At 65.4% G+C, this 22,123-nt stretch carries 17 protein-coding genes and 1 pseudogene; 8 read left to right on the top strand and 10 right to left on the bottom strand.

Annotated features, from left to right (window positions below; genetic code table 11):
- Nucleotides 1-18: 18 nt before the first annotated feature.
- Both pqqB and pqqA read right to left on the bottom strand, forming a co-directional pair.
- Nucleotides 19-948 carry a pyrroloquinoline quinone biosynthesis protein PqqB gene (pqqB, locus tag ACSHT2_RS14170; protein ID WP_440642107.1) on the bottom strand — a complete coding sequence of 310 codons (930 nt, stop codon included), beginning with the start codon at nt 946-948 and terminating at the stop codon, nt 19-21.
- 132 nt (nt 949-1,080) lie between these two features.
- The gene (gene pqqA, locus ACSHT2_RS14165) at nt 1,081-1,161 is read right to left on the bottom strand and encodes a pyrroloquinoline quinone precursor peptide PqqA (RefSeq protein WP_124162599.1); all 81 of its coding nucleotides are present in this window, start codon (nt 1,159-1,161) and stop codon (nt 1,081-1,083) included.
- A 248-nt stretch (nt 1,162-1,409) separates the two neighbouring features.
- Between pqqA and ACSHT2_RS14160 the strand changes: the two genes are divergently transcribed.
- The 5 genes from ACSHT2_RS14160 (at nt 1,410) to tarD (ending at nt 5,229) form a co-directional block, all read left to right on the top strand.
- Nucleotides 1,410-1,667 carry a DUF6894 family protein gene (locus tag ACSHT2_RS14160; protein ID WP_440642836.1) on the top strand — a complete coding sequence of 86 codons (258 nt, stop codon included), beginning with the start codon at nt 1,410-1,412 and terminating at the stop codon, nt 1,665-1,667.
- A 138-nt stretch (nt 1,668-1,805) separates the two neighbouring features.
- On the top strand, nt 1,806-3,206 hold the full coding sequence (locus tag ACSHT2_RS14155; RefSeq protein WP_440642106.1) for an amidase family protein: 1,401 nt from the start codon (nt 1,806-1,808) through the stop codon (nt 3,204-3,206).
- A 2-nt stretch (nt 3,207-3,208) separates the two neighbouring features.
- Nucleotides 3,209-3,685 carry a glutathione peroxidase gene (locus ACSHT2_RS14150; protein WP_440642105.1) on the top strand — a complete coding sequence of 159 codons (477 nt, stop codon included), beginning with the start codon at nt 3,209-3,211 and terminating at the stop codon, nt 3,683-3,685.
- An 11-nt stretch (nt 3,686-3,696) separates the two neighbouring features.
- Nucleotides 3,697-3,939, top strand: a complete 243-nt coding sequence (locus tag ACSHT2_RS14145; RefSeq protein ID WP_440642104.1) for a DUF3297 family protein — start codon at nt 3,697-3,699, stop codon at nt 3,937-3,939.
- A 120-nt stretch (nt 3,940-4,059) separates the two neighbouring features.
- Nucleotides 4,060-5,229 carry a D(-)-tartrate dehydratase gene (gene tarD / locus ACSHT2_RS14140; RefSeq protein ID WP_440642103.1) on the top strand — a complete coding sequence of 390 codons (1,170 nt, stop codon included), beginning with the start codon at nt 4,060-4,062 and terminating at the stop codon, nt 5,227-5,229.
- A 188-nt stretch (nt 5,230-5,417) separates the two neighbouring features.
- On the opposite strand, the gene ACSHT2_RS14135 is transcribed toward tarD, so the two are convergent.
- Both ACSHT2_RS14135 and ACSHT2_RS14130 read right to left on the bottom strand, forming a co-directional pair.
- A complete protein-coding gene (locus ACSHT2_RS14135; protein ID WP_440642102.1) occupies nt 5,418-6,770 on the bottom strand; it encodes a malonyl-CoA decarboxylase in 1,353 nt (450 codons plus the stop codon).
- 312 nt (nt 6,771-7,082) lie between these two features.
- Nucleotides 7,083-7,880 carry an AraC family transcriptional regulator gene (locus ACSHT2_RS14130; RefSeq protein WP_440642101.1) on the bottom strand — a complete coding sequence of 266 codons (798 nt, stop codon included), beginning with the start codon at nt 7,878-7,880 and terminating at the stop codon, nt 7,083-7,085.
- A gap of 59 nt (nt 7,881-7,939) precedes the next feature.
- On the opposite strand from ACSHT2_RS14130, the gene ACSHT2_RS14125 reads away from it, so the two are divergent.
- Nucleotides 7,940-9,112, top strand: coding sequence for an MFS transporter (locus ACSHT2_RS14125; RefSeq protein ID WP_440642100.1), 1,173 nt, complete (start codon nt 7,940-7,942; stop codon nt 9,110-9,112).
- A gap of 393 nt (nt 9,113-9,505) precedes the next feature.
- Entirely contained in the window at nt 9,506-11,773 is a 2,268-nt protein-coding gene (locus ACSHT2_RS14120; protein ID WP_440642099.1) for a cation:proton antiporter domain-containing protein, read from the top strand.
- Between the two features lie 183 nt (nt 11,774-11,956).
- Here ACSHT2_RS14120 and ACSHT2_RS14115 read toward each other — a convergent pair whose 3' ends face one another.
- The 6 genes and pseudogenes from ACSHT2_RS14115 to ACSHT2_RS14090 form a co-directional block, all read right to left on the bottom strand.
- The gene (locus ACSHT2_RS14115) at nt 11,957-15,115 is read right to left on the bottom strand and encodes an efflux RND transporter permease subunit (RefSeq protein WP_440642098.1); all 3,159 of its coding nucleotides are present in this window, start codon (nt 15,113-15,115) and stop codon (nt 11,957-11,959) included.
- Between the two features lie 41 nt (nt 15,116-15,156).
- Nucleotides 15,157-16,350, bottom strand: a pseudogene (locus ACSHT2_RS14110) (efflux RND transporter periplasmic adaptor subunit).
- Nucleotides 16,351-16,628: 278 nt separating this feature from the next.
- Complete coding sequence (locus ACSHT2_RS14105) at nt 16,629-17,624, bottom strand: NAD-dependent epimerase/dehydratase family protein (RefSeq protein WP_440642097.1); 996 nt, start codon at nt 17,622-17,624, stop codon at nt 16,629-16,631.
- Between the two features lie 66 nt (nt 17,625-17,690).
- Nucleotides 17,691-18,761 (bottom strand): hypothetical protein, encoded by a 1,071-nt coding sequence (locus ACSHT2_RS14100; protein ID WP_440642096.1) that lies wholly within the window; start codon nt 18,759-18,761, stop codon nt 17,691-17,693.
- Nucleotides 18,762-18,860: 99 nt separating this feature from the next.
- Nucleotides 18,861-20,354, bottom strand: coding sequence for a flavin-containing monooxygenase (locus tag ACSHT2_RS14095; RefSeq protein WP_440642095.1), 1,494 nt, complete (start codon nt 20,352-20,354; stop codon nt 18,861-18,863).
- A gap of 105 nt (nt 20,355-20,459) precedes the next feature.
- Nucleotides 20,460-20,909, bottom strand: a complete 450-nt coding sequence (locus ACSHT2_RS14090; protein WP_061027189.1) for a cupin domain-containing protein — start codon at nt 20,907-20,909, stop codon at nt 20,460-20,462.
- A 187-nt stretch (nt 20,910-21,096) separates the two neighbouring features.
- Here ACSHT2_RS14090 and ACSHT2_RS14085 point away from each other — a divergent pair, with 187 nt between their 5' ends.
- Nucleotides 21,097-22,122 (top strand): AraC family transcriptional regulator, encoded by a 1,026-nt coding sequence (locus ACSHT2_RS14085; RefSeq protein WP_440642835.1) that lies wholly within the window; start codon nt 21,097-21,099, stop codon nt 22,120-22,122.
- Nucleotide 22,123 lies beyond the last annotated feature (1 nt).

Below are 22,123 nucleotides of genomic sequence, written 5' to 3'. Positions count from 1 at the left end.
CAGTCAGTGATGCGGCGTTCACAGCACGATCTCCGTTCCATCCGCGGGTATCTGCCAGCCCGCCTGCTCAGCGGCTTTGCGCTCGGGCGAGCCGGGCAGCAGCGCCGGATTCGAGTTGTTGATATGCAGAAACAGCTTCCTGTCGATATTGAGGTCGGCCAGCCGCGCGATGGCGCCGTCGTCGCCGGACATGGCGACATGTCCCATGCTCTTGCCGGTCTTGTGGCCGAGGCCGCACCTGATCATCTCGTCGTCGCGCCAGACCGTGCCGTCGAAGAACACCAGCGCGGCGCCATCGATCTCCGCCTTGAGCGCGTCGGTCACCTCGGCACAGGCCGCGATGAAGTAGAAGCACTTGCCGGTGGCCCTGTCGGTGATCTTCAGGCCCAGCGTGTCGCCGTCGCCGCTCTCGCCGCCCGGATGCGCCTTGCCTTCCAGATACCAGGCCGACTTGCCCGGCACAGCGAAGGGCAGCACCTCCAGGCCGGAGCGCGCACCATCCGGCAGGCGGGGCTCGAATGGCTCATTGATGCCGATCGGCTGGCGCCGCACGTGCTTCTCGTTCAGCACGTTGAAGATGCTGTTGCTCGCAAGGATCGCCAGCACCTTCTCGTGCGCATAGACCGTAAAGGGCGAGCCCTCGCGCATCGACAGCAGGCCCGCCACCGCATCGACTTCGCTGTTGGTCAAGATCACGCCCGCGACCGGCGTGTGACGCAGTGCGCCCGCCTTGGGGTGCAACTGTGGCGTGGCGTTCAATTGCTGCCGCAGGTCGGGGGAGGCGTTGATCAAAAACCAGTGCTCGCCGTCGCCGCTGAAGGCAACCGAGGCTTGGGTCCTTTGAAGCTCGTGGCCGCCGCTACGGGCCGCCCGGCAGCCCTCGCACCCGCAATTCCATTGCGGAACTCCGCCGCCGGCCCCGGCGCCCAGGACGACGACGCGAACCATGATCCGTCTCCTGGAGGCAACGTTGCGAGGTGGATCTCAGGCCGACACAAATCCTGTCTTCCGGAAACGTATCGTGACCGAAAGAACTCGGGCCAGAGATCCACCTGCGCAAAAGGCAATCTCACCAACCGCTTACTTGCGGGTGGCGCTCACATACATGTTGATTTCCATGCCGCAGGGCACTTCGATGATCTTCGGGGCTTTCCAGGCCATTTCGGCTCTCCATATTCGCGAATTCGGGACGTATCCGCCCATCCGTTAGACTAATGCCGGCGGAGAACTTCGCCAGTGAAATTTTCCCGAGAAGTCCATGTTGCGCCGCGAAAAATGCTACTGGAACTTCACTTCTGAAGCGCTGCCTTGCGTCCGGCGCATTCGGTCGCGAACCGTGTCCTGATAAAGCTGTTGTGAGTGCAGTGCAGCTTTCAATCCGATACAGGCGAACCAACTGGATCTCGATGATGCCCAGATACTTCTTCAACACCCGTATCGGCGACGAACTGATCGTTGATCCCGACGGCGAGGACCTGCGCAACCCCGACCGCGCCTGGGAGGTCGCTCGCCAGATGATCCTGGAGGTGGTGAAGTCCGAGGGCGCACAGCCGGCGCTGCTCGAGGCGGTCATCGAGGTGACCGACGATGATGGGGAGATCGTGCTGGAGTTTCCCTTCACCGAGGCGCTGCTCGACATCCCCGACCGGTCCGCGACAAGGCATTAGCCGCGGGTCAGCCATGGCTGAGGCGGCGGTGTCCACCTCTCCCTGCGGAAGAGGTGAGCGACCTCCTCACCCCCGCGAAATCCGCATGGCTTTGCCGCGTTGCCGGCGCTAAAAGACGCCGATTACACGGAGCAAGCCATGCAAGATCTCTGGCGCCTGTCGGCTGCCGACCTCGTCACCCTCGTCAAATCCAAAAAGGTGTCCGCCAGGGAGGCTGCGCAGGCCGGCCTCGCGCGCCTGGATGCCGTCAATCCCCAGCTCAACGCAGTGGTCGACCACCGGCCGGACGACGTCCTCAGGCAGGCCGATGCCGTCGATGCCGCCATCGCGCGCGGGGAGGATCCCGGTGTCCTCGCCGGCGTGCCCGTCACCATCAAGGCCAATGTCGACCAGGAAGGCTTTGCCACCACGAACGGCCTGAAACTCCAGCGCGATCTGATCGCGCGCGAGGACAATCCGGTGGTCGCCAATTTCCGCAAGGCCGGCGCCGTCCTGCTCGGCCGCACCAATTGCCCGGCCTTCTCCTACCGTTGGTTCACCACCAATCTCGTTCATGGCGACACCAAGAACCCGCGCGACGCCGCGCTGACGCCGGGCGGCTCGTCCGGCGGCGCCGGCTCGGCGGTCGCGGCCGGCATCGGCCATATCGCCCATGGCACCGACATCGCCGGCTCGATCCGCTATCCCGCCTATGCCTGCGGCGTCCACGGCCTGCGCCCGACGCTCGGCCGTATCCCCGCCTTCAATCCGGCGCTGCCGGAGCGCCCGATCGGGCCGCAGATCATGGCGGTCTCGGGACCGCTGGCGCGCACCGTCAACGACATCAGGATTTCGCTCGAAGCGATGTCGGCCCGCGACATCCGCGATCCCTGGTTCGTGCCGGCGCCGCTGGAAGGCCCCGCGCGGCCGAAGCGCGCCGCGCTCTGCCTCAACCCGGGCGGCCTTGCCACCACGCCGGAGGTGAAGGCCGCGGTGAGCGACGCCGGGAAGCGCCTCGAGCGCGCCGGCTGGACCGTCGACATCATCGAAGACACGCCGCCGATGCGCGAGGCCGTGGAGTGGCAGATCAAGCTCTGGCTCGGCGACGGCTTTGATGCGCAGCTCGAAACGGCCGAGCGCGAGGGCGATCCCGGTGCGCTGGCCTGCCTGCGCGGCAGCCGCGCCAGGGTCACGCCGATGGACCAGGCGAACTACGCCAAGGCGCTGACCCGAAGAGCCACGCTGACCCGCGAATGGATGCTGTTCTTCGAAAAATATGCGGTGCTGCTGACGCCGGTCTCCGGCGAGCTGCCGTTCCCGGATCATCTCGACCGCAAGGACGACGAATCCTTCAAGCGCGTCTGGGAGGCGCAGCTGCCGCAGATCGCCATTCCCTTCATGGGATTGCCGGGCCTCGTGGTTTCCACCGGGCTCGTCGGCAAGTCGCCGGTCGGCGTGCACATCGTCTCCGGCCGCTACCGCGAAGACCTTTGCCTGCTCGCGGGCGAAGCGATCGAGGCCGGAGGCGTGCCTCCGTCGCCGATTGATCCCGTGGGCTAGCGATGACCGCTATCTACGACTTCAAGGCCAACTCGCTTGCCGGCGAGGAGGTGTCGATGAGGCATTTCGAGGGGCAGGTGCTGCTGATCGTCAACACCGCGAGCAAATGCGGCTTCACGCCGCAATATCGCGGCCTTGAGGATCTCTACCGTGATCTCTCGCCGCGCGGCTTCTCCGTGCTCGGCTTTCCCTGCAACCAGTTCGGGGCGCAGGAGCCGGGGCGGGCGAGCGAGATCCAGGAGTTCTGCTCGACCAATTACGACGTCACCTTTCCCCTGTTCGAGAAGATCGACGTCAACGGCGCCAATGCGCATCCTCTCTATGACTACCTGAAACGTCAGCAATCCGGCCTGCTCGGCGCCTCCATCAAATGGAATTTCACCAAATTCCTGGTGGATCGTGCCGGCAAGGTGGTCGCGCGCTACGCGCCGACCGCACGGCCCGAAGGATTGCGGCAGCAAATCGAGACCCTGTTGTGAGCGAGACAATCATGAGCGACGAATTTCCGGACCGCCTGTCGGTCGACCCGAACAGCCCCTATTACAACGCGGACATTCTGGCGCGCGACGTCGGCATCCGCTTCAAGGGCATCGAGAAGACCAATGTCGAGGAATACTGCATCAGCGAAGGCTGGGTCCGCGTCGCCGCCGGGAACGCCAAGGACCGCCACGGCAACCCGCTGACCATCAAGGTGCACGGACCCGTGGAGCCGTATTTCAGGGACAAGAAATAGCTTGAGCCGTCATGCCCGGGCTTGTCCCGGGCATCCACGTTCTTCGAGCGGCAAGACGTGGATGGCCGGGTCAAGCCCGGCCATGACGAGACGAGAGAGTCCGCGAGAAAGCCCAACCCCATGTCCGTCCGCATCGTCGACGTCCGCGAGATCACCAAGCCGATCTCATCGCCGATCCGCAATGCCTATATCGACTTCACCAGGATGACGACGAGCCTCGTCGCCGTCGTCACCGATGTCATGCGCGACGGCAAGCGCGTCGTCGGCTACGGCTTCAACTCCAACGGCCGCTACGGGCAGGGCGGCCTGATCCGCGAGCGCTTCGCCGCGCGCATCCTCGAAGCCGATCCGAAGTCGCTGTTGGATGGCGCCGGCGACAATCTCGACCCCGACAAGGTCTGGGCCGCGATGATGACCAACGAGAAGCCGGGCGGACATGGCGAGCGCTCCGTCGCGGTCGGCACCATCGACATGGCGGTGTGGGATGCGGTGGCGAAGATCGCACGTAAGCCGCTGTTTCGCCTGCTCGCCGAACGTCACGGCGTGACCGCCAATCCGCGCGTGTTCGTGTACGCGGCCGGCGGCTATTACTATCCCGGCAAGGGCCTGTCGATGCTGCGCGGCGAGATGCGCGGCTATCTCGATCGCGGCTACAACGTCGTGAAGATGAAGATCGGCGGCGCTCCGATCGAGGAAGACCGTAAGCGCATCGAGGCCGTGCTGGAAGAGATCGGCAAGGACGCGCAGCTCGCCGTCGATGCCAACGGCCGCTTCGACCTGGAGACGGCGATTGCCTACGCCAAGATGCTGCGGGACTATCCGCTGTTCTGGTACGAGGAGGCCGGCGATCCCCTCGACTACGCGCTGCAGGCCGCGCTCGCCGAATTCTATCCGCGCCCGATGGCGACAGGCGAGAACCTTTTCAGCCACCAGGACGCCCGCAACCTCGTCCGCTACGGCGGCATGCGCCCCGACCGCGACTGGCTGCAATTCGACTGCGCGCTGTCCTATGGCCTGTGCGAGTACCAGCGCACGCTCGAGGTCCTGAAGACCCACGGGTGGTCACCCAGCCGCTGCATCCCCCATGGCGGCCATCAGATGTCGCTCAACATCGCGGCCGGCCTCGGTCTCGGCGGCAACGAAAGCTATCCCGACCTGTTCCAGCCCTATGGGGGCTTCCCGGACGGCGTCAGCGTCGAGAACGGCCACATCACCATGCCGGAGCTGCCGGGCATCGGCTTCGAAGGCAAGTCGGATCTCTACAAGGAGATGAAGGCGTTGGCGGAGTAGGGGCTGGGCTTACTGCGGGCACGAAGGCCGCGCCAAACCCTCCGCTGTCATGCCCCGGCTTGACCGGGGCATCCAGTACGCCGCGGCGGATGTGGGGAGAGCGAGCTCTTCAACACCGGCCTCTGGAATACTGGATCGCCCGGTCAAGCCGGGCGAAGACACCGTCTCTGGCGCGTCGTCTGAGGCCCCTACGACAGCCGCATATCCAGCAACCTTCGTCCTTCGCTCTTCAGCAGCTTCTTCACGGCGCTCGACGCGACCACCTCGCCGTCGTTGGCGTAGGCCTCGTGGTTCTTCTCGATGTCGTCGAGGCGGTAGAGGTAGTTGACCATGATGCCAGCCGACTCGCGCATGCCCTTCGGCGAGAGGTCTCCGAGCCAGTTGATGCGCTCGAGCCTTGCGCCGTTGCCGAGATGGAAGCGCGCGACGGAATCGATCAGCCGGCCCTTCGGCGTGCGTGCCTTGAGGAAATAGTGCGCGGCGAGCGGCTCCAGCACGCTGCGCAGCAGCGCCGCCGTCTCGGGGCTCTCGAACCATTTGGAATCGTCGAGACGCTTGAGCACCTCGCGGTCTTCGTCCGACAGCGGCAAGTCCTTGTCCTGCTTCACCCATGGCATGAAGCCCGGCACGGGCGACAGCGTCACGAAGGTGTCGAGCTTCGGCAGCTCGCGGCGCAACTCCTCCACCACCTGCTTGATCAGGAAGCTGCCGAAGGAGATGCCGCCAAGGCCGCGCTGGGTATTGGAGATCGAATAGAACACGGCGGTGCGCGCGCGCTCGATCGGCAGATGCTTGCGGTCGACAGCAAGCAAGGGCGCGATCGCGCCCGGCATCGTCTCGGTCAGCGCCACCTCGACGAAGATCAGGGGCTCGTCGACCATCGCAGGATGAAAGAACGCGTAGCAGCGGCGGTCGACCGGATCGATGCGGCGGCGCAGATCGTCCCAGTCGCTGATCTCATGCACGGCTTCGTAGCGGATGATCTTTTCGAGGATGTTGGCCGGGGTCGACCAGTCGATCCTGCGCAGCACGAGAAACCCCCTGTTGAACCACGAAGAGAGAAGGTGCGAGACGTCGCGGTCGAGCGCGGCGAGATCGGTGTGCCCATTCATCATGCCGAGCAAATCGGCGCGCATGTTGACGAGATCGCCGGTGCCGCCGGGCGCACGGTTGAGGCGGCGGATCAGCTCCTGCCGCCGCGGCTCGGAAGCGAAGTGCAGCGAGCTTGCGTCCTCGTCGCTCGGCTTGGCGCGCCATTTCTCGATCGCCTTCGACAGGCGCTCCCGATCGGGGCCGAAATCGCGCACCAGTCCCTCGAAGAAGGCGCGGCGTCCTGCCGCATCCAACTCCCGGTAGATGTCGAGCACCTCACGCGCGATCGCGGTGCCGGAGGCTTCGCCCCGGCCCGACAGCAACGCATCGCAAAGCTCGATCAGCCCATCGGCGTCCCGCCTGGTATCGGCGGAGTCCCCACGGCGAAGCAGCGTGCGGCCGCGCTCGGAGATGGTGGCGAGCAGGTCGGAGAAGAAGGCATTGGCCATCTGGACTTTTCAATTTCCGGGTTTGTGCGTTGTCGAAGCTTACACGGGATTTGGGCGGAAGCCGATCACAATCAAGCAGGGGATTTTGGCAACTTTAGCTGGGCCGTGCGTTTGGAGAATGCCGGCATGCCTGGCGGAGGCACGGCATTCGAATACGGCGGTTTAAAGCGCTCCAGTTTCTACGTCGTCATGGCCGGGCTTGTCCCGGCCATCCACGCCTTTGCCACGCGGCACGAAGAACGTGGATGCCCGGGACAAGCCCGGGCATGACGGCCCCTGCGTTCATTGTGCTAGCGCCATCCAGAGTGTTCCTCACCCCTTCGCAAATTCCGTCGGCGTGCGCCCCGTCACCTGGCGGAACGCGGCCGAGAATGCCGGCACGCTGGCATAGCCGAGCTGGGTGGCGAGCTGCTTCACCGACACGCCCGCATCCGTGGACAGGCGCTGGATCGCGGAGGCGATTCGCGCGCGCTGGCACCAGCTCTTGAAGCTCAGTTGCGTCTCGCTCGAGAACAACCGCGACAGCGTGCGCGCCGAGGTTCCGACCTCTCGCGCGAGCGTGTCGATGTCGTGCAGGCCGGTGGGGTCGTCGAGCACGATCATGGCGGCGCGGCGGCAGCGTGGCTCGCGCGGCAGCGGCACGAAGGTGGTGGAATCCTCGGCCTGGTGCAACTCCAGCAACACCAGGCGCACCAGCAGCTCGGTCCGCTCTTCCGTATTGCGGGCGTCGAACAGTGCCAGGATCGCCTGGTTCAGCAGCGGCGATACCCGGACCACGAATTCCCTGGTCAATCCCTCATAGCGCTTTTCGCGCTTGAGCCAGGGCAGGTCGAAATACAGCGTGCGCATCTCGATGTCGGCGAGCAGGTCGATGGCATGTTGAAGCCCGGCCGGCACCCAGACCGCGCGGTCCGGCGGCACCAGCCAGCGTCCCCCCGGCGTCGTCACCTGCATCGTGCCCTTGGCCGCATAGATCAGCTGCGCCTCGCGGTGCAGGTGTGGCTCGATCCGCATGCCCCTGGGATAGTCGCGGGCGACCAGGTGGACGCCCGCAGGCGAGCGGTGATTGCTCCGGACCTCCCGCAGGATTGGCGTTTCCAAGACAGTCATTGGCAGCATCCCGTCATGGGCACGACATATAACTCATTTCGGAGCGGGAGAGGATTCGCATGAACAGCCCCAGCCGGGTCATTAGTTTCGTCAACGCAGGCCATTTCATCGACCATTATTCGATGCTGATCTTTGCCGCCGCCGTCATCATCATGGGGCCGGCGCTCGGCATGGCCTATTCGGAACTCCTGCCTTACGCGACGCCGGGCTTCGTCGCCTTCGGCGCGGGCTCGCTGCTGACCGGCTGGCTCGGGGACCGCTGGAGCCGCCGCCACATGATGCTGATCTTCTTCGTCGGCATCGGCGCCTCCATGATCGCGGTCGGCTTCGTGCAGACGCCCGTGCAGCTCGGCGCGGCGCTGCTCGCGATCGGCATCTTCGCCTCGATCTATCACCCCGTCGGCACGGCGATGATCGTATCTTATGCCGAGAAGCTCGGCCGCGAGATGGGGCTGAACGGCGTCTGGGGCAATCTCGGCGTCGCCTCCTCGGCGTTGGTCACCGGCGTGATCGGCCAATATCTCGGCTGGCGATTCGCCTTCATCGTTCCCGGTGTCGTCACGATCCTGATCGGCATCGCGTTTGCAATGACGGTCGTGCACGAGGACCGCAAGGGCTCGAAGCAGGCGGCGGCGCAGGCCCGCGTCGCCAGGCAGGACATGTGGCGCGTGATCCTGGCCCTGCTGATCGTGGTGATCGCGATCTCCACGACATTCAACGCGGTCACCGTGGCGCTGCCAAAACTGTTTGCGGAGCGGCTCGCGGACCTGACGAAGAGCCCGGCGCTGCTCGGCGTCATCGCCGCCTGCGTCTACGTGTTTGGCGCGATGACCCAGTACACGATCGGCCGGCTGCTCGACCGCTACTCGCTGAAGACTGTGGCGTTGCCGCTGTCCTTCATGCTGGCTCCGTTCCTCTATCTGGCCGCGAGCCTGAGCAACCTGCCGCTGATCCTGGTCTCGATCGGCATCGTCATGGGCGCGTTCGGTCAGGTCACGGTGAACGACGCCATGGTCGGCAAGTACACCACCGAGGAGTGGCGATCGCGCGCTTACGCGGTGCGCTATTTCGTCGGCTTCACCGCGGCCGGCGCCTCCGTTGGCCTCGTCGCCTGGCTGTACGAGCAGGGCGGCTTCGTCACCATGCTGCACGCCTTCGCCGCCCTCTGCCTGCTCGCGATCGCCGCCGCGCTGATCCTGCCGCGCGAGATCAGGACGCCGCAGACGGTGTGAGGAACTGGGGCGGGCAGCTCTCGCCTCATCGTCATTGCGAGGAGCGAAGCGACGAAGCAGTCCAGAATCTTCCCACGAGGGACACTCTGGATTGCTTCGCTACGTTCGCAATGACGGAGGATGGTGCGGCGGCCGGGGTATCTCGTCCAACGCCTGCCTATTATGCCATTCTGCCAGTGTTTTGCCCGACAGAGCAAGTTGATTCGGTAAGACCGAATTTTTTCAAGCTTTTTCAACGCCATCTCTACTGTGCATGGGGTTGTTCTCGCACTTTTCGTTTTTTGACCCTCGACCCATCGCAAGCAGCGGGAACCCGCCGCGCCTCCCACGGGTTCTATTCTCTGCGGCCCCGGCAACCTCGCCGGGGGCAGACGAAGGGGGAAAGACACCTGCATGCCATGGCGCCTGCTCCGACCGGTCGTCCTCGTTTCCGCGGCGCTTGTCCTCACCACCCTTGCGGCCAGTGCCGAAGCCGGCAAATCGGCCGGTCCGTCAGAATTCCTCCTGATCGTGCAGATCGTGCTGCTGATCGCGGTCGGTCGCGGGCTCGGCGAGGTCATGCAGCGGATCGGCCAGCCTTCGGTGATCGGCGAATTGCTCGCCGGCATCATTCTCGGGCCGTCGCTGTTCGGCTGGATCTGGCCCGAGGCGCAGCACGCGATCTTTCCGAACGCACCCGAGCAGAAGGCGATGATCGAGGGCATCGCGCAAGTGGGCATCCTGCTGCTGCTATTGCTTACCGGCATGGAAACCGACCTCAAGCTGGTCCGGAAGGTCGGCAAGGCCGCGATCGCGATCTCGATCGCCGGCATCGTCGTGCCCTTCGCCTGCGGCTTTGCCCTGGGTGAATTCCTGCCGGACGCGCTGCTGCCCAATCCGCAGGAGCGCCTCGTGGCCTCGCTGTTCATGGGCACGGCGCTGTCGATCTCCTCGGTGAAGATCGTCGCCGTGGTGGTGCGCGAGATGAACTTCATGCGCCGCAATGTCGGACAGATCATCGTCGCGACCGCCGTCATCGACGACACCATCGGCTGGATCATCATCGCCGTCATCTTCAGCCTGGCCTCGCACGGCACGCTCGATATCGCCTCGGTGGCGAAAGCCGTGCTGGGAACGCTCGCCTTCCTCGCCGTCAGCTTCACCATCGGGCGCCGCCTTGTGTTTCAGCTGATCCGCTGGGCCAACGACACGCTTGTCAGCGCGGCGGCCGTCATCACCGTGATCCTGCTGTTGATGAGCGTCATGGCGCTGATCACGCATCTGATCGGAGTCCACACCGTGTTAGGCGCCTTCGTCGCCGGCATCCTGGTCGGCGAGTCCCCGATCCTAACGCGGCAGATCGACGAGCGCCTGCGCGGACTGATCTCGAGCTTCTTCATGCCGGTGTTCTTCGGCCTCGCCGGCCTCAGCGCCGATCTTTCGGTGTTGCGCGATCCCAACCTCCTGATGCTCACCGGCCTGCTGGTGGTGATCGCCAGCGTCGGCAAGTTCGGCGGCGCCTTTGTCGGCGGCACCGCGGGCGGCTTGAGCTATCGGGAGTCGCTGGCGCTCGCGAGCGGGATGAACGCGCGCGGCTCGACCGAGGTGATCATCGCCACCATCGGCCTTTCCATCGGCGTGCTCAGCCAGAACCTGTTCACGATGATCGTGACCATGGCGATCGTGACCACGATGGCGATGCCGCCGATGCTGCGCGCGGCGCTGGCCAGGCTGCCGATGAACAAGGAGGAGAAGGAGCGGCTGGAGCGGGAGGAATTCGAGAAGCGCGGCTTTGTCGCCAATCTCGAGCGCCCCCTGCTGGCGGTGGACGAAAGCGTCAACGCCAGCTTCGCCGCCCACATCGCGGGTCTGATCGCAGGCATGCGCGGCCTGCCGATCACCGTGCTGCATATCGGCCCGCGCGCCAAGGAACGGGAGAAGGGACGCGGCGAGGAGGAAAGCCACGAAGCCGTGGTGAAGAAGGCCGCCGGGACGGTGTCCGTCAACGGTGATGGAGACGCCGGCAACGTCGATGTCGTCACCCGTGCGAGGCAGGCGGAGCTCGGCGCGACCATCGCCGGCGAAGCGCGCAAGGGCTTCGATCTTCTGGTCGTCGGTATCGACAGGGTGACCGCGACCAAGGACCGCTTCGACCGGAGGATCGACGACATCGCCGCGGCGTTCGAAGGACCGCTCGCGATCGTCGCGGCCAAGGGCAAGCACCTGAAGCAGCCGATGCCCGACACGCTCAACATCCTCGTTCCCGTTTCAGGCAGCGGCGTCTCCAAACGCGGGGCCGAGGTGGCGGTGGCGCTGACGCAGGCCGGATCGGGCTCGCTCCGGGTGATCTATGTGGCGACGACGCGGGACAAGGGTGCGCAGCGTGGGGCCTCCCGCGGACTGAACCAGGAGACGGGCATCCTCAAGGACACCAGCGACCTCGCCGCCCGCTACGACGTCGACATCACCACCACGCTGCGGGTGAACCGGGCGCCGGAGGCGGCGATCCTCCGCGAGATCGACACCACCGACGTCGACCTCGTCGTCATGGGCGTCGACCGCATCCAGGCCGATCACCTCTCCTTCGGCGGCGTCGCCGACGCCGTGCTCCGGCAGTCGAAGGTGTCGGTGCTCCTGGTGTCGAGCGGCGAGGCCCGGCAAGCGCCGGTGGAGAAGGCTTGAGCTGATCGACTTGCTCGCGGCGGTCGGGGTACTTCACCTCTCCCCAGCGGGGAGAGGTCGGATTGCGCAGCAATCCGGGTGAGGGGCCGCAGTATCCGGTGAGACCGTAACCCCTCACCCGGAACGCATCTTCGATGCGCTCCGACCTCTCCCTTCGGGAGAGGTGATCCGAAGCAGGCGCGCCTAGGATTTCACCTCCGCTGCCGGCTGTGCCTTCGGTGCCTTCTTCGGCGCGCGCCAGTTCTCGAAGCGCTGCACCACCACGAAGAAGGCCGGCACGAACAGCACCGCGAGACAGGTCGAGGCCAGCATCCCCGAGAACACGGTGATGCCGATCGACTTGCGCGCGCTGGCGCCGGCGCCGGTGGCCAGCACCAGCGGCACCACGCCGAGGATGAAGGCGAACGAGGTCATCAGGATCGGACGGAAGCGTGCGCGCGCGGCTTCGATGGCGGACTCCATGATCGGCTTGCCCTCGCGGCCGTGCAGCTCGAGCCCGACCTCGACGATCAGGATGGCATTCTTGGCCGAGAGTGCGATCAGCAGGATCAGGCCGATCTGGCAATAGAGGTTGTTGTCGATCTTGAGCCCGCTGAGGATCAGCATCGGCCCGAGCAGCGACAGGGGTACTGCGAGGATTACCGAGATCGGCGCGTACCAGCTCTCATACTGGCCGGCGAGCACGAGGTAGACCAGCAGCATGGCTAGTCCGAACACCCAGTAGATCTGGTTTGAGACCGCCTTCTCCTGATACGACATCGCCGTCCATTCATAGCCGGTGCCCGGCGGCAGCGTCTTGTCCGCGATCTCCTCCATCAGCTTCAATGACTGGCCGGAGGAGTAGCCCTGCGCCGGCAGGCCGATGACGGTCGAGGACGGATAGAGATTGTAGAGGCTGATCAGCGACGGCCCGGTGGCCGGCGTGATTTTGGCGACGGTGCCGATCGGGATCATGTCGCCGTTCGAGTTGCGCACCATCATGTTGGCGATGTCGCGCTCGGTGAGGCGGAACGCCGGATCGGCTTGCGTGTAGACCTGGAACACGCGGCCGAACTTGTTGAACTGGTTGACGTAGGACGAGCCGAGATAGGTCGAAAGCGCCGAGAACACCTGATCGGTGGTCACGTGCAGCGTCTGGGTCTTGACGCGGTCGATCTCGACGTCGAATTGCGGAACCGACGAGCGGAACGAGGATTGCACGCGCTGGAGCGCGCTCTGGCTCTGGCCGTTACTGACCATCGCTCCGGTGATGGCCTGCAGCTTGGCGAAGTCACTGTTGCCGTCGCGCAGCTCGACCTGCATCGAGAAGCCCGCGGCGTTGCCGATCCCCTGGATCGGCGGCGGCGGCAGCACGATCGTGCGCGCCTCCATGATGGTCGCGAGCTTGTCGTTCAGTCCATAGACCAGCGAGCGCAGATCCTCGCCGGGCCCTTTGCGGGCCTCCCAGTCCTTCAGGATGATGTAGGCGACGCCGGCATTGGCGAGGCTGGCGCTGTTGTCGAGCGCCGAGATGCCTGCGATGGTGATGACCTGCTGGACTCCAGGGGTGTCCTTGATGATCTCGCTCGCTCTGTCGAGCACCTTCTGGGTCCGTTCCAGCGCGGCGCCGTCGGGCAGCTGCACGGCGGCGATCAGATAGCCCTGGTCCTCGATCGGCAGAAATCCGGTCGGCACTCGCGACAGGCCGTAGACGCTGGCTCCGATGATCAGCAGCGCGAACGCGACCGAGATGGTGGCATGCCTGACGAGGAACGTGATCAGCCTTGTATAGCCGCGCTCGACGCGGGCATAGACCGCGTTGAAACCGCGATAGAAGAAATTGCGCTGCTCCGGCGGCACTGGCGGCCGCAGCCAGAGCGCGCATTGCGTCGGCTTCAGCGTCGCCGCGTTGATGGCAGACAACAGCGCGGTCGCGGCGATCACCAGCGCGAATTGCGAATAGATGCGCCCGGTGAGTCCTGCGAGGAAGGAGGCCGGCAGGAACACCGAGATCAGCACCAGGGTGATTCCGACGATCGGCGCGAACAGCTGATCCATCGCCTTGATCGCGGCGTCGTGGCCGTTCATGCCCTGCTCGATGTTGTGCGCGGCGCCTTCGACCACGACAATGGCGTCGTCGACGACGATGCCGATCGCGAGCACGATCGCGAATAGCGTCGACATGTTGACGGTGAAGCCGAGCGCCGCCATCGCGGCGAAGGCGCCGATGATGGTGACCGGCACGGTGGTCGCCGGCACCAGCATCGCGCGCCAGTCCTGCAGGAACACGAGGATCACGACCAGCACGAGCACGCCGGCCTCGATCAAGGTCATGTAGACCTCGTGCACCGAGGCTTCCACGAACTTGGTGGTGTCGAACGGCGTGTCGTACCTGATGCCTTCCGGAAACCGCTTGGCGAGGTCGGCCATCTTCTTCTCGACGGCCTGCTCGACCTGGAGCGCATTGGCGCCGGGCGACTGGAATACGCCGATGCCGACCGCCGGCTGCTTGTTGAGCGAGAAGATCTGGCTGTAGGTCTGCGCGCCGAGTTCGACCCAGCCGACGTCGCGCACCCGCGTGACATCGCCGTTGGTACCTGACTTGACGATGATGTTCTCGAACTGGCTGGCGTCGTCGAGCCGTCCGTTGACGTTGAGCGTGTACTGGAACGCCTGTCCCGGCGGTGTCGGCGGTGCGCCGATCTGGCCGGCCGAGACCTGCTGGCTCTGCTGCTGGATCGCCTGGATCACGTCCTGCGGCACGAGGCCACGGACTTGCAGCTTGTTGGGATCGAGCCAGATCCGCATCGAGTACTGGCCGGCGCCGAACACCGTGACGTTGCCGACGCCGGGTAGGCGGGAGAGCTCGTCGCGAATGTTGATGGTGGCGTAATTGCTCAGATACAGGCTGTCGTACTTCGCATCCGGCGAGGTGAGCGTCACGAACAGCAGGATCGAGGTCGACCGCTTCTGCACGGTGACGCCCTGGTTCTGCACCGCCTGCGGCAATTGCGACAGTGCACTGGAGACGCGGTTCTGCACCAGCACCTGCGCGAAGTTGAGGTCGGTGCCGATCTTGAAGGTCACGGTCAGGGTGTAGGTGCCGTCGGAGCCGCTGTAGGACTGCATGTACAGCATGTCCTCGACGCCGTTGACCTGCTGCTCGATCGGTAGCGCGACGGTGTCGATCACCGTCTTGGCGCTGGCGCCGGGATAGCGCGTGGTGACCTGCACGGTCGGCGGTACGACGTCGGGATATTGCGCGATGGCGAGGTTGAACAGCGCGACGCCGCCGATCAGGACCATCAGAAGCGCAATGACGTTCGAGAGGACCGGCCGCTCGATGAAGAACTTTGAGATCATGGCTGGCGGCCCCTCACTTGGCAGATATCACTTGGCAAATCTCACTTGGCAGACGCCTGAGGTTGCTCGATCTTCGTGACCTGCGGGTCGATCTTTTGGCCCGGGATGACGCGCAGCAGCCCTGCGATCACCACGCGGTCGTCCGGCTTCAAGCCGCTCTCGATCACGCGCAGGCCGTTGTCGACGGAGCCGATCTGCACCATGCGCTGCTCGACGATGTTGTCGCCGTTGACCACCAGCAGATAGCGGCCGCCCTGGTCGCTGCCGAGCGCGGTGTCGGGAACGAGAAGGGCGTTCTTCTCCTAGTCGAAGGGCACGCGGACCCGGACGAAATAGCCGGGCAACAGCACCCGCTTGTCGTTGGGAACGAGGCCGCGGACCGCCAGCGTGCCTGTCGACTGGTTCAGGGTCGGCGCAACGTAGTCGAGATGACCTTCGTGCGGATAGCCGGTTTCGGTCTGGAGGCCGATCTGGATCGGAAACTGCTTGAGGTTGGCGGCGGTCATCCCGCGGCGTGCCGCTTCGGCGCGAATGCGCAGGACATCCTGTTCGTTGACGGTGAAGTTCACATAGATCGGGTCCATCGCCACGATGGTGGCGAGCTGGGTCGGCGAGGAGACGCCGACGAGCTCGCCGATCGAGACCATATGGGCGCTGACGATGCCGTCGAACGGCGCTGTCACCTTGGTATAGCCGTAATTGACTTCGGCGAGCTTGGTGTTGGCCTGGGCCTGCTGGAGATTGGCCTGGGCGTTGTCGCGGTTCGAGGTCGAGGTGTCGAGCGTGGCCTGCGAGACCGCCTGGCGCTGCACCAGCTCGGCCTGCCGCCTGTAATCGGCTTCCGCCTGCCGCAGCGAGGCCTGCGCGCCGGCCTCGGCCGCCTGCGCCTGCTCGAGCTTGAGCTTGTAGGTTTCAGGCTCGATCGTGAACAGCTGGGTGCCTTGCTTCACGAAAGTGCCGTCCTGATAGTCGATCGTTTGCAGAAAGCCCTGTACGCGCGCGACCAGGTCGACGCTCTTGATCGGAGCGGTGTTGCCGGTGGCCTCGATGTAGCGCGTCACCGAACGCTGCACCGGCGTCGCGACGTCCACCTTGGGCGGGGGCGGCGCCACGAACGTGTTCTTGTCCTCGCAGCCGGCGAGCACGGCCACGGACGCCGCGATGGCCAGTCCCCGCCCGATCTGTCTCCACGCTCCATTGTGCTGTGCGCGAGATACGGGATTCGCTGAGGTCATTCGGTGGTCCCCGATGAGTGTCTGTCGGTGCGGCAGGCTAGCAACAAACGGCTGGCCGTGGAACACCATAGCCATGGCAGTCACCAGCCTTGCAGCGCAAGGTGCGGTGTGGCCTTTGGCAGATTTGGCGTGACAAACCGCTTCGCACTGAGTGCACGATCGACCACAATTGCATCAAAGGCGGCGCGACCACGACCAACGGCACGCTGCGCAAGGACTACGACAATGATGGCCTGACTCAGCCATCGGGACGGATATGGTCCGTCGGCGCGATGGGACTAGATCCGGGCCGCAGCCGCCCCTTGCGTATGCCAGGCCGCAAGCAAGTCCCGCTCTTCATCGGCGGTAAGCCCGACGACCGGGCCGTTGCTGGCGTGGAGCCAATGAAGCGTGTCGCGCGCGGTGTCGGCCGGCGGTCGCGAGATCAGTCCGGCCTGGCGCGCCGGCAAGGTGTCGCGTGTCAGGAATCCGGCGAAGTCGGGCAGGGGCAGCCACATCGGCAACGACCGCGGACCTGCCCAGCGCCGCACGTCATGCGCATCCAGAAAGGCGCGATCGACCCAGGTGAAGGTGCAGGACGCGTTCAGCGCGGATGCGCATTCGGCCAGGAATTCGCCGCGCGTGCGAATTGGCCCAATTCCATCATAGATTCCGGTGAGGCAAATCTCTGCCGCATGCACGATCCATTGCGCAAGGTCGCGCACGTCGATGAACTGGACGGCATCTTCCGGCGATCCCGGCGCCAGCACCTCGCCGCCGCGCGCCAACCGCGCCGGCCAGTAGGCGAACCGTCCGGTCGGGTCTTCCGGCCCGGCGATGAGGCCGGCCCGGCAGATGAAGGCGTCGTTGCCGACCGCTTGTTCGCAGGCGACCTTGGCGGCGCCGTAGATCGCGTCGGTGCTGTGCTCGATCTCCGCTGGATTGGGCTCGCGCAACGGCGCGGTGTCGGCGCGTTGCCCCGGCAGGCGGTTATCCGCATACACACTGATCGTCGACACGAAGGTCCAATGCACGCCCGGCCGCTTCAGCGCGGCGACCGCGCGGCGGACCTGACCGGGATGACGCGAGACATCGACCACGGCGTCGAATGTCTCGCCCGCGAGCGGCCCAAGACCGTCGGCGACGTCGCGGTCGATCCGCACGAAGCGCGCGCCCGCGGCGATCGGCCCCGCAAGGCCGCGGGCAGCGCAGGTCACGTCATGACCGGTCGCGCAAGCATGGCTTGCGATCGCGCGCCCGAGAAACTGGCTACCGCCGAGGATGAGAACGCGCATGTAACGGTCCGTGTCGCCGATGAGATCGCGAGACTACAACGTCCGGTAGCGGTTGCAACCGATCCGTCAGCGCGGCCTGATCTCCGCGAACTTCGCCATCGCTCGCTCGAACTTCCGGTTGAACAGCCACATGGCAGCGAGGATCTCGCGGTAGCTTGCCGAGCTGCGCGCCCGGTCGGCCCGCCCGAATGCAAAAATGCTGTTGTTGCGCAGGTGCTTCATAATCGTGGGGCTGGACACCCTGTAGTTCAGGAGATCGCCCGATTTGAGCGCGGACCGTGTCGGGGTCGGCACGATCTGGATCAGCTCGAACAGCTTCATCTGGTCGATCGGGTCGGGCAGCGTCTTCACGATTCCAGGTATCTCACGGAACAGATCGGCGTGCGCGTTCATCAGGCCGTCGCGCACATTGGTCCAATGATTGAATCGGGGATCGGTGCCGCGGGCCCGCGCCTCTTCCCTGTCGTCGCGCGCACTCAGCGCCGGATCGATCGCTGCGATCTCGCCCTTGATGGCGTCCCATTTTCTCCGGCCGTTGCGGTCTTCGGAGGGACCGGTCTGGAAGCTGCCCATATAAGTGTTCGAGCGCGCATTGCGGACATTCTGCTTGCCATTGGTCTCCGCAAAGAACAGCCCGAGGCTGATGCGGCCCGCGGTCTCGGCATGTTCAGACGCAAGCCCCTTGGCGCGCGCAATCGCAACGGCGAGATCGACGACGTCCTTGAAGGGCGTTGGCGAGTTCTGCGCGCTGGCAGGCGGCGCCTCCATGATGTCGAACAGCTTTCCGTATTCGTCGACCAGCGGCTCGATGTCGGCATCGAAATAGGCCGGCGGAATCTCGAACTTGTTTGGCCGGCCGATCCGCGACGGCATCGCGTCGGTGAGGTCCTTGTAGCTGCTGATCACTGCGACTCGCGCGAGGTAGAGCGCCTGGCCCGGCAGGTTCGGCAGCGTTTCCTTCGCCTCGATCTGGCGCCGCCGCTCGGCGAGGATGGATTTGAAATCGCCGAGCGCGCGCTCGTAGGTGGCGAGCGCCTCGGCTTGTCTTGGCGTTGGCGCGCTTTGTCCCATGACAGGCGCCGTGAGAAGCAGGGCAAGCACTGCGGCGATTGCGGCGGCGTGACGTCGTGGTTCCATCGCGGGCTCCCGGGCCGGTCGATTCGTCGGCGGGAATCGTAGGCATTGTGGCCTAGCCTGGCGAGCCGCGAGTTCGGGTCGGCGGCAACTTGCCAGCCTTCACGCCGTCACCGGGTACTCCGGCGCGGAAGCCAGGAACTTCGCGTAGTCATCAGCATCCGGAGGCAGGAAGCGGCCTGCGAGCCCGCCGCGCTTCTGGTTCTTCGCGCCGATGTCGGCCATCAGCTCGTCGAAGTGGCGGTAGTGATAGGGCGCGACGCACAGGCCGCCATAGACGCCCGCGGCCGGGCGCTCGACCCGCTTGAAGTGCAGCATCATCTCGATGTTGTCGCGCATCGCTTGCGCCGTCGGCTGGTTGGCGAGCTGGCCGTCGGCGTAGCGCACCAGCCAGTTGGCGGCGAGGTCGGCACAGAGCACGGTGCAGAACGACGAGTTGAAGCCGACAAAGCCGAGCTCCGGCAGATCGGGATTGGCGATCAGCCGATAGAGCCGGTACTGTCCGTCGGCATCGACCAGCTTCTGCCGATACGCCTCGGGAAGGAACGGCACGCCGAGCTTGTAGCCGATCGCGAGCACCGCGACGTCGGCACTGACGCGCTCGCCGCCGCTCATCACGATGCTGTCGCCTTCATAATGGTCGAACGTGCCGAACACCGCCTTGATGCGGCCGTCGGCGACCATCGGGTAGAAGCCCGGCGTTGCGATCGGTACCGAGCAGTTGACGCCGTCCTCGATCCGCTCCTTCGGCACCATCTTGCACCGGGCAAGCTTGAGCTGCGCCTTCAACAGGCTCTCGAGCCCGCGCCAGTTCGCCCAGACCAGCGGCGCGGCGATGCGGTGCGCGAGCCGCGCCATCGCGCTCGCGCCCCAACCCGGGAACATATCCTCCTGCGCGCGGATGTAGAGGATACGCTTGAAGTTCACGAGGCCGCCGATGAAATAAGGAATGCGCCACACCGGCTCGCGCATCACGATCGTCACCTCGCGCGCGCCTGATTTCACTGCGTTCACGGCGATGTCGGTCGCGGACTTCGAGCCGCCGAGCACGACGACGCGGCGTCCTTTCGCCAGCGTCTGATCGCCGTATTTCGACGAATGCAGGATCTGGCCGCCCTGTGCCAGGAATGCGTCCTCGCCCGGACAATGCAGCTCACGTGGCTCGTTGAACTGTCCGGTGCAGACCGCGACGAAATCGAAAGTCTCGCTCGTGCTCGTGCCGTCCTTGTCCTTCAGGGTAAGCGTCCAGCCCGGCTTGCCGTCGGCGCGGCGCGCCATGCCGGTGATCTCCGTGTTCAGGCGCAGCATGCGGTCGAGGCCGAAACTCTTGGCGAAGTCGGCGAGGTAGGCATGGACCTGCGGTCCGGTCGGCCATTCCGGATAGGCGTCCGGCATGGCCCGATCGGTGTAGCGGTAGAGCTCCTTCGGGCTCTGCGTCTGCACGTCTGGGTAGGAGCGCGCCAGCTCCCAGACGCCGCCGAGATCGGCGCTGCGCTCGACGATGGTGACGCGGTGGCCGCGGGTGGAGAACGCCTTTGCTGCGGCAAGTCCGGAGACACCGGCGCCGATCACGCAGACATGCTTGGGGCTGACCATGGGATGGCTCGCAATCAGTGTGTTTCGCGCAAGCGGCCACGTTCGGCCGCAGGGCGCGGCCGGCCGAGCTGCAAGCAGATGAAGGTGGACGAGGAGGCGATCGGCCTAGTCGTTGGCTTCGGGCGGCAGGAAGTCGACCTCGTGCAGCGCCGAAATGCGGACGACTTCGGCAGGGTCGGTCAGATTGTGGAGTTGTTCGAACAGCGCCTCCAGCTTCTGCATCGGCGAGACCCAGAACAGCGCACGGCACGGCTTGTCGGACTTGTTGAAATAGCCGTGCGGGATGCCGCGCGGCATGCGGACGAGGTCGCCGGCATGGGCCTTGACCCATTGACCGTCGAGCTTGAGGTCGAGCGTGCCTTCCTGCACCAGGATGAACTCATCCTGGGTCGGGTGGATGTGCACCGGCACGAACTGGCCGGGATCGCTGTTGGTCTCGAAAGCGAAGGTGGAGTCGGTGACGGCCTTGGGGAAATAGACCTGGCCCAGGATGTTCCAGCTCTTGCCGCCATAGCCCGTGCCGTTTGCAGTAATGCCCTTTTCGAGTGCAGTCATGCTCACCTCCTCATGGATACCGGCGGGGACGGAGCTTCGGCCAGCCAGGGGCCGCCTGTCTATCCGCTAAACGAATCCGGATACGGCTGCTGCCATGCAGCACGGCGATTTCATGGCGCGGCCCTTTTCGCGCCCGAGGAACTATTATAGGCTTAAAACAATTCCGTGACGCGAAGCGTGGTCGATGATGTCCGCAGCCGTGCTGGAGACGAACGCAAGAGCGCCCGCAGCCGAGCGGCTTGCGGCCTTCGCCCGCGTCACCACGGATGATGTCGAGGAGGCGGCCGAGCTGATCGGGCGCATTTTCTGCCCGCACGACCTCAAGCCGGCGCAGGCGCGGGCGGACGGCTTCTCCGCCCGGCATAATTGCGCGGCGTTCGACGGCTTCTCCATCAACTACGTCGCCTATGGCGGATCGGTCAGCATCGATCCCGGCTGCCTCGAGCGCTTCTTCCTGGTGCAAGTCCCGCTTGCGGGCTCCGCCCGCATTCGTGCCGGCGTCAGCGAGCTCGACGTCGCGCCGGCCCGGACGGCGTCGCTGCTGTCGCCGACGATCCCGACCCGGATGATCTGGGCCGACTGCGCGCAAGCGATCCTGCTGCTCGACCGCCGCCTGGTCGAGCAGCGCGCTGCAGCGCTGTCGGGCAGGGCGGCCGGTTCGGTCGAGTTCGATCCCGCGATTGACCTGGACGCGCCGGCCGGGCGGGCCTTGCAGGCCAGCCTTGCCGGGCTGATGACGCTCGCCGAGCGTCTCGGGCCATCAGGCCGGCTTTCGCCGGTCGCGATGGCCGATTGGCGCGAGCTGCTGATCGATCATCTCCTCAACGGGCAGCGGCATGGCCTGTCGGATGCGATCAGGACGTTCTCAGGGCGGGCCGAGCGCCTGCCGCGTGCGCTCCGTGCCGCGCGCGACCATCTGGCGGACAATGCCGGCGAGCCGCTCGATCTCGCGCAACTCGCCTGTGTCTCAGGCATCGGCATCCGCGCGCTCCAGCTGGGCTTCCGCCGTCACTTCGGCGTGTCCATCTCGCAGATGCTGCTCGACATGCGGCTCGCTGGCCTCCACGCCCGCCTCGCGCAAGCTTCCGCCAGCGTCTCCATCACCGACCTCGCCTTCGATCTCGGCTTCACCCATCTCGGCCGCATGGCCGGCGCCTACCGCGAAAAATTCGGCGAGACGCCGTCGGCAACGCTGCGGCGAAGAATGAGCTGAA

This window comes from Bradyrhizobium sp. PUT101 (assembly GCF_052043945.1).
GTDB lineage: Bacteria > Pseudomonadota > Alphaproteobacteria > Rhizobiales > Xanthobacteraceae > Bradyrhizobium.
Note: the sequence above shows the minus strand (reverse complement) of the source record. Positions and strands in the feature narration are given on the sequence as shown.